This is a genomic window from Microbispora sp. NPDC046933 (assembly GCF_040644635.1).
GTDB lineage: Bacteria > Actinomycetota > Actinomycetes > Streptosporangiales > Streptosporangiaceae > Microbispora.
The window spans coordinates 1-5,857 of sequence record NZ_JBEYWW010000080.1; the positions used below are offsets into that span (position 1 = coordinate 1).

A 5,857-nucleotide genomic window follows, 5' to 3' on the forward strand; every position below is an offset into this window, starting at 1 on the left:
GACCGACGTTGGCGCGTCGGTCATGCATGAGACCTACATGATCATCGGGAAGGTACACCCCTTCCCTGAAGATCCACAGGTTCTAAGCATTGCTCCGGAGCTTATTCACCCACGTCTGCACGTCTCGCACGGTCAGCTTGTCGAGCCGTTTCGCGCCGAGGAAAGGCACGATGTACAGCCGAACGAACATCTCGTAGTTCACGGCCGTCTTAGGCGCCAGATTCGGTTCAACCACGTTGCGCAGCCAGTACGTCAGATAGTCGGCCACCTTCGGCGACCTGGTGACGACCGGCCCCCGACGCGCCATCTCGTGGAGCTTGAGCCACTTCTCGTGAGTTTCCTCGCGGGTCTTGCCGTAGGCCCATTTGCGGGTCCTCTTGCCCTCCGGAGTCGTGACCCAGACATAGCCCGCCCAGCCGTCCCGGTAGGGGAAGACCGAGCCTTCCCCGTTCGCGCGCTTGCCCATCAGGCGGCCTCCTCGCACAGGCGGGTCACGTACTCCTCCAGGGCAGCGCGGGGCACCCGCCGGGAACGCACACCGACGACAACCGAGCGGAGCTCACCCGAACGGAACAGGTTGTAGACCGTCCAGCGGCTCACCTTCAGCACGGCCATGACTTCGGGCACCGTGAGCATGTCGGGGGTCATCACGAAGCCTCCGCAAGCACGAGATCGTTACTTCGGCGTGGCCAGCGAGAGCGACGTTTGGCCTCGCGGTCCTCGCGGATGAGCTGGGCGACGTACAGGTCGGCGGGGTGGGTGTAGCCCTGTCCGGCGTAGCGCCAGGAGCCGACGACGAGGGTGGAGTCATCGGCGGGTGCGCCGGTCAGGGCGTCGTGTCCGTGTTCGCGTGCTTGGCGGGTGCGAAAGGAACGCCTCGCATCGCGGAGCTTGCCGAGGGTGGTGGAGTAGGAGCCGGACTTGGTCGAGAAGTGGCCCCGGAAGCCGAGCATGTGAGCCCACCCGCGCAGCCGCAGCGGCTTGAGTTCCTCCAGGTCGCCCAGGTGCCAGCAGGTCTCGATCAGCCGCCGCTGATGAGCGGTCAGCGTGACCGCGTTCAGCTCCGACAGGTCCTTGATCCGCCGATTGACGGTTCCTTCGGTGGTCGCGCCCTTGGTCGCATATTTGGCGATGTAGCCCGCGACCTGAGCTTCGGTCAGCGCGTCCTCGGTCAGCTCACCCGCGACGATCGGCTTGATGTCGACCTGGGAGCCGAACATCAGGCGCCGCACCCCGCCGACCGCCTCACAGTGCGGGGAGTCCACATGGACGCTGGCGGCAGCGGTGCGGGCCGCGCGGTCGAGGAGATCAACCGTCGCCCAGTCCGGAGGCGGCAACGGCGTGCCGTCGTCGCTGCGGCCGTCGAGGCGCACCACGGCGTGGAAGTGGACGATGCCGCGCGCCTGGTATTCAGCGACCTTGGCGAAGCTCACGCGGACTTGGGCGTTGAAGGCTTTGGCGGTCATGCCCGCCGCGTACGCCAGCTCGCGGCGCAGGTAGATGGTGAAGCGGCGCCACAGGTCCGGGGCGTGGGCGTTCCACAGCGCGTGACCGTCGTAGTCGTAGCACTCCGCACACAGCGGTTGCCCGATCTCCTGGGCGTCCGGTCCGTGTAGCTCGGTGCATGACAGGGGTTTGCCGTGCGGGCAGGTGCCGGCCCGCTGCCCCTCCGGGGCGGGTCGATGGCATACGGGACATCAGGGCGAGAAGACACGTGCGGGACCGCACAAGGCGCTGTGCAAGTCGTGAGCTTTATAGATCGTCTGCGGAAGCGTCCGCGTGTACCCGTGCTGGGCGCATACTCCTTCGAGCGTCCGACGCACCATCACAAGCGCCGCGGTGTAAGCGCGAGCTTGGAAGCAGGCCCGCTCCTCTGCATGCGCTCGTCGGTCCGGAGCCTGGACGCTCAGTGGCGATGCTGGCCATCCTGCCCGACGACACTCCCGACGGGCACGCCGCCACCGTTACACCAGACAGATCTCGTTCTACTGCTGATGGAGCCCGCGCCGGTGCCGCTGGCCCGCCTGATCCACGTCGCCACATCCAGATGGCGCATCGAAGAGGATCACCAGCTTGCCAAGCAGACCTGCGGCCTGGACGCCACCCGCCGGCGTCAACTCGACGGCCCCTCGTCGAGCGAGCACCTCGGTCTGGTCCATCTGGCGACGACGACACCAATACCGCGCCCGCCTCTGCCACCAGCGATGGCACGCCTACGCCGAAACAACACCATGATCACAACGATCTACGGCTGCCGTATCTGAAGCTCGGGAACTTTTCCGAATCGCTCCACACATAAGGTGACAACTAAAGAAAGAAAGAAAGAATATTGATTGTGCAGGTTCCCTAATAGCCCGACAGGGCCATGCGGATTTGAAGTGAAGGTGATGCCTTTTTGGCTCTTGTTTGCATTTCGAATTTATTTAGCGGTGAGCAGTATTATCGAAACATTAGAGAAGGGTAACGGAAATGCGACTTTTTGTAATGCATGACGATGCTGGCGTTGTACAAGGATTGCTAGGTACGCGATTCGACAACACTGGTATTATCCCTCCTGATGGACTGTCTGTTCATGTAATGGATAATTATCCAGTCGGCGACGGTGAAAAAAATCTATCATATCGCCTTCTTGAGCTTCATGTAAACTCCAAGGTCGAGGGTATGGGGAAGCGCCCGAAACTGGTGCAGACACGCGACGGGCATTCTCATGACTTGAAACCCCTTCCCGAGTCAGGAGAGTTCACCACGGGTGCACTCGCAACCTTTGTCGCAGGTGGGCAGGTTTCGGTGGAGGGAGATTTTATCGTCGGAACTCTCGCTCCGGGGGCTTATTATGAAAACTTCTGGTACTTTCTTGATGCAGGAAGCTATGAGCCGGCGATACGTACCGTCACGGTCTGGGATGTAGAGCCAGATCCGTACGTAGCTACACCTGGGAGCAACTTCCCAACTTTGTATTACGGCGCCACGGATATGGAATTTACTCGAATCTGGTCGACAACTTGGGTCACAATTGAAGACAGGGACGTATTTAGGCACCAGAGAAATTTCCGCCTTCTCAATCCCAATAGTCACATAGCTTCTTACCATATAGTCTTGGGCATTATATCGGCCTAACTTAACCGGGCGCTCGCCATCCTGGCTGGATGAGGAAATCAGCCGCCGCCTGCCCGACCTCGGCGTATTGATCGTCGACCTCGCCGTGCTCGACGTGGCGCTGCCCTTGTCGGGTAAGGCCGTCGCGCCCGGGCTCGGGATGCTGCCCCACGGCTCGCTGTCGGCCGTGGATAGTGAGCTGCTTCGATTCTTCGTGTACTGGCGCCAAGCTGAACGGCGCACCGACTACGATCTGTCGGCGCTCATGCTCGATTGAGGCCGATGGGGCACTCCGACTGCGGACAGGAGGGCTGCGGGCAGATCGTGCCGAGGCCCCGGAATGCTGTACAGCAGCGGAGGTACAGCAACGTCATCCCACACGATCACACGCCACCTGTCCTCAGCTACCTCTTGAGCAGGACGAGGAGACCTCTACCTCGTGACTGGCTCCCGTTTGCAAGCAGGAAGTCAGGGGTTCGAATCCCCTAGGCTCCACCCATTCAAAAGCCCAGGCCAGGGATCGTTCTCCTCGCCTGGGCTTTGATCGTTATTCGGCCTTCGCGCTCTTCCGTGCCCGATCCCCTCTCGAATTGCCCTCGTGCAAGGCTGTCGAGTTGCTTGGCCACCTGGCGCCGTCGCTCGTCCGTCGCGTGCTCATCCCGCTCTGAGGAACTGTTCAAAGGCTTCCCGTGCCAGCCCGCCGGCAGGCCGCGAACCTGATCGCCGGGCCATTAGCGGGCCATTAAGGGCGGTCAACAGGGGGTACTCACGGTCACTCGCGGACGGCCTCTCGCCCAGGTCGCGGCCGTTTCTCCTGGTGAGATTACGAACTCGGAGCGGCGGATCTGTCGGCGCCGTTCAGCGGTGGGCCGGTTGTGGCCCCCGCCCGCTTGGCCGAGCGGACGCACCGGGGGCGGGGCGATGGTCGGGGATGCCGGGGGAGGCGGCCATGGTCACTTGGTGACCTCCGCCAAGCCGCCGCCGAGCCTCCTGTGGACTGTGGCCGCACAGGCGAAAGTAGAACTCCACATCGCGCAGCGACATCCACTGCTGCCACGCGAAGTCCTCGCCGTCCGGCAGCACCGAGACCCAGCCGAAGCGCGGCTCACGGTCGATGCCGGTCTCTTCCATCGCCTCGTCCAGCGCGGGGCCAGATCGGCGGCGTACTGCTCGCGGGTGGCGTTGCCGAACACCTCGCAGAAGTCGATCTGTTGGGTGCGCATCCGGTAGTTGCGGTGCCAGACTTCGACCTCGCCCAGCCGGGCGATGCCCTGTACGGTCCAGCCGACGAGCTGACCGACAGGAAGATCCTCAGGAGCCGGACCGGCGTCCGGCATGTCGGAGGTGTAGAGGGCAATGATCAGTTCCCCGAAGGGAACCTCTCGGATCGATCGGTGATGTCCCGCCGGGTGGTGTAACTCGCTGCTGATCATGTGGGGTCGGCGAGTTGTCGGTTGGTGTGACTATGATGCGACGAAAGCGGTGGCGCCAAGGTTTCAGGCGGATCCTCTGTGACTGGGGTGGCGAGTTGGCCATGAAGCCCTCGGAAAGGTAGCGGCGAGAGCGGCCATGTCACCGCGCCGCCGCTCCCCGTCCTATTTACACGCTGAGATGGCAGCGCGGTGTGGCGCTAACCGCGCCGACTGTCAGATGTCGTAGAGGGCGTACGGCACCTTGGTCGCCGTCAGCCAGGCCTCAGCCCAGATGAGCTCACCGACAGAACCGTTCGTCTGCTTGCACCCGAGCTCCACGTAGCTGTTTTCCCCCAGCTTAAGAGCCTTGTGCAAGGACATGGCAAGGTGGCCGTAGGCGCCGCTGTCGGCCCTCATCGGCGTGGAGTACTCGCCGTTCGGGGTGTGCACGATGATGGAGCACTCCAGGGCATATGAGAGGTCGGACTGCCGCGACGCTCTTACCTGTGCCTGTACGAGATAGTAGCCGGTGCTCAGCTGGCCCAGGCGAACCAAACGGTTATCGGAGGGCGGGACCTGGATGTTGGTTACGCCTCTTGCGCTCCTGACCTCGCCGAACATTGTGCCCGGGTCGCCCTTCTCACCGGCGGGCCCCTGGGGACCGGCAGGACCCTCAGGACCAGCAGGACCTTCAGGCCCCTGAGGTCCGGCGGACCCTACAGGCCCTTCAGGACCGGCCGGTCCCTGCGGACCCGCCTTGTTCCAGGAGATCTGCCGCTCGCCCACGGCGCATCCGCCTGTCGAGGTGGGCGTCGGGCTCGGCGTAGCGACGAGCGATGTGGGAGCGGTACTCGACGGGCTGGGTGTGGACGGGATCCGTACCACTCCGTTCGCGCCGACGCAGGCGGTGATGACGCCTGTCTCGATCGACCCCGCCACGGCCACACCCGTTGCACCGACGACAATCCCCGCCAGCACCCCGGCGCCGAGCGCGCCTATTCTTCGCCGCATCATGATTCCTTCCTCTGACACGGTTTGGACATCGGCCGAGGAGCATTGCAGCTACTCCTAGTGATCAACTTGTGGACGGCTTAAGACGTCGTCTCATTTGCTACCGACGACTCCCGAAATGAGCGGCATGCCTGAGCAGGGAGAGGAGCTTCTATGTCGTGCCCGGATCCCGTTTGCAAGCAGGAAGCCAGGGGTTCGAATCCCCTGGGCTACACCCACTCAAAAGCCCAGGCCAGGGACCGTTGAGCTTCCCCTCGTAGCGTGGAGACCGAACCGGGAGAGGTTTGGTCGTGGGAGCTACCACGAGACGCCGCTTTGATCCGGAGTTCCGGGCCGGT

At 63.1% G+C, this 5,857-nt stretch carries 8 protein-coding genes and 1 pseudogene; 4 read left to right on the top strand and 5 right to left on the bottom strand.

Going from position 1 to position 5,857, the window contains the following annotated elements; translation table 11 throughout:
- Positions 1-82 precede the first annotated feature (82 nt).
- The 3 genes and pseudogenes from ABZ857_RS43700 to ABZ857_RS43710 form a co-directional block, all read right to left on the bottom strand.
- Positions 83-466, bottom strand: coding sequence for an N-terminal phage integrase SAM-like domain-containing protein (locus ABZ857_RS43700; RefSeq protein ID WP_357056765.1), 384 nt, complete (start codon positions 464-466; stop codon positions 83-85).
- The gene (locus tag ABZ857_RS43705) at positions 466-648 is read right to left on the bottom strand and encodes a helix-turn-helix domain-containing protein (RefSeq protein ID WP_357056786.1); all 183 of its coding nucleotides are present in this window, start codon (positions 646-648) and stop codon (positions 466-468) included. The genes ABZ857_RS43700 and ABZ857_RS43705 overlap by 1 nt, the downstream gene beginning before the upstream one ends.
- Positions 648-1,661, bottom strand: a pseudogene (locus ABZ857_RS43710) (replication initiator); the annotation flags it as partial. The gene ABZ857_RS43705 and the pseudogene ABZ857_RS43710, both read right to left, overlap by 1 nt.
- 333 nt (positions 1,662-1,994) lie before the next feature.
- On the opposite strand from ABZ857_RS43710, the gene ABZ857_RS43715 reads away from it, so the two are divergent.
- The 3 genes from ABZ857_RS43715 (at position 1,995) to ABZ857_RS43725 (ending at position 3,373) form a co-directional block, all read left to right on the top strand.
- Complete coding sequence (locus tag ABZ857_RS43715) at positions 1,995-2,264, top strand: hypothetical protein (RefSeq protein ID WP_357056768.1); 270 nt, start codon at positions 1,995-1,997, stop codon at positions 2,262-2,264.
- 205 nt (positions 2,265-2,469) lie between these two features.
- Positions 2,470-3,117, top strand: a complete 648-nt coding sequence (locus ABZ857_RS43720; protein WP_357056771.1) for a hypothetical protein — start codon at positions 2,470-2,472, stop codon at positions 3,115-3,117.
- A 67-nt stretch (positions 3,118-3,184) separates the two neighbouring features.
- On the top strand, positions 3,185-3,373 hold the full coding sequence (locus tag ABZ857_RS43725) for a hypothetical protein (protein WP_357056774.1): 189 nt from the start codon (positions 3,185-3,187) through the stop codon (positions 3,371-3,373).
- A 676-nt stretch (positions 3,374-4,049) separates the two neighbouring features.
- Here the strand turns inward: ABZ857_RS43725 and ABZ857_RS43730 are convergent.
- Together ABZ857_RS43730 and ABZ857_RS43735 are read right to left on the bottom strand one after the other, a co-directional pair.
- On the bottom strand, positions 4,050-4,529 hold the full coding sequence (locus ABZ857_RS43730) for a hypothetical protein (RefSeq protein WP_357056777.1): 480 nt from the start codon (positions 4,527-4,529) through the stop codon (positions 4,050-4,052).
- A 213-nt stretch (positions 4,530-4,742) separates the two neighbouring features.
- A complete protein-coding gene (locus ABZ857_RS43735; RefSeq protein WP_357056780.1) occupies positions 4,743-5,129 on the bottom strand; it encodes a hypothetical protein in 387 nt (128 codons plus the stop codon).
- A 136-nt stretch (positions 5,130-5,265) separates the two neighbouring features.
- Here ABZ857_RS43735 and ABZ857_RS43740 point away from each other — a divergent pair, with 136 nt between their 5' ends.
- Positions 5,266-5,580, top strand: a complete 315-nt coding sequence (locus tag ABZ857_RS43740) for a hypothetical protein (RefSeq protein ID WP_357056783.1) — start codon at positions 5,266-5,268, stop codon at positions 5,578-5,580.
- Positions 5,581-5,857: the final 277 nt, after the last annotated feature.

What these genes read in the sequence shown, in the direction of transcription:
- ABZ857_RS43700 (WP_357056765.1), bottom strand. Translation starts at nt 466, where the DNA reads ATGGGCAAGCGCGCGAACGGGGAAGGCTCGGTCTTCCCCTACCGGGAC.
- ABZ857_RS43705 (WP_357056786.1), bottom strand. Translation starts at nt 648, where the DNA reads ATGACCCCCGACATGCTCACGGTGCCCGAAGTCATGGCCGTGCTGAAG.
- ABZ857_RS43715 (WP_357056768.1), top strand. Translation starts at nt 1,995, where the DNA reads ATGGAGCCCGCGCCGGTGCCGCTGGCCCGCCTGATCCACGTCGCCACA.
- ABZ857_RS43720 (WP_357056771.1), top strand. Translation starts at nt 2,470, where the DNA reads ATGCGACTTTTTGTAATGCATGACGATGCTGGCGTTGTACAAGGATTG.
- ABZ857_RS43730 (WP_357056777.1), bottom strand. Translation starts at nt 4,529, where the DNA reads ATGATCAGCAGCGAGTTACACCACCCGGCGGGACATCACCGATCGATC.
- ABZ857_RS43735 (WP_357056780.1), bottom strand. Translation starts at nt 5,129, where the DNA reads ATGTTCGGCGAGGTCAGGAGCGCAAGAGGCGTAACCAACATCCAGGTC.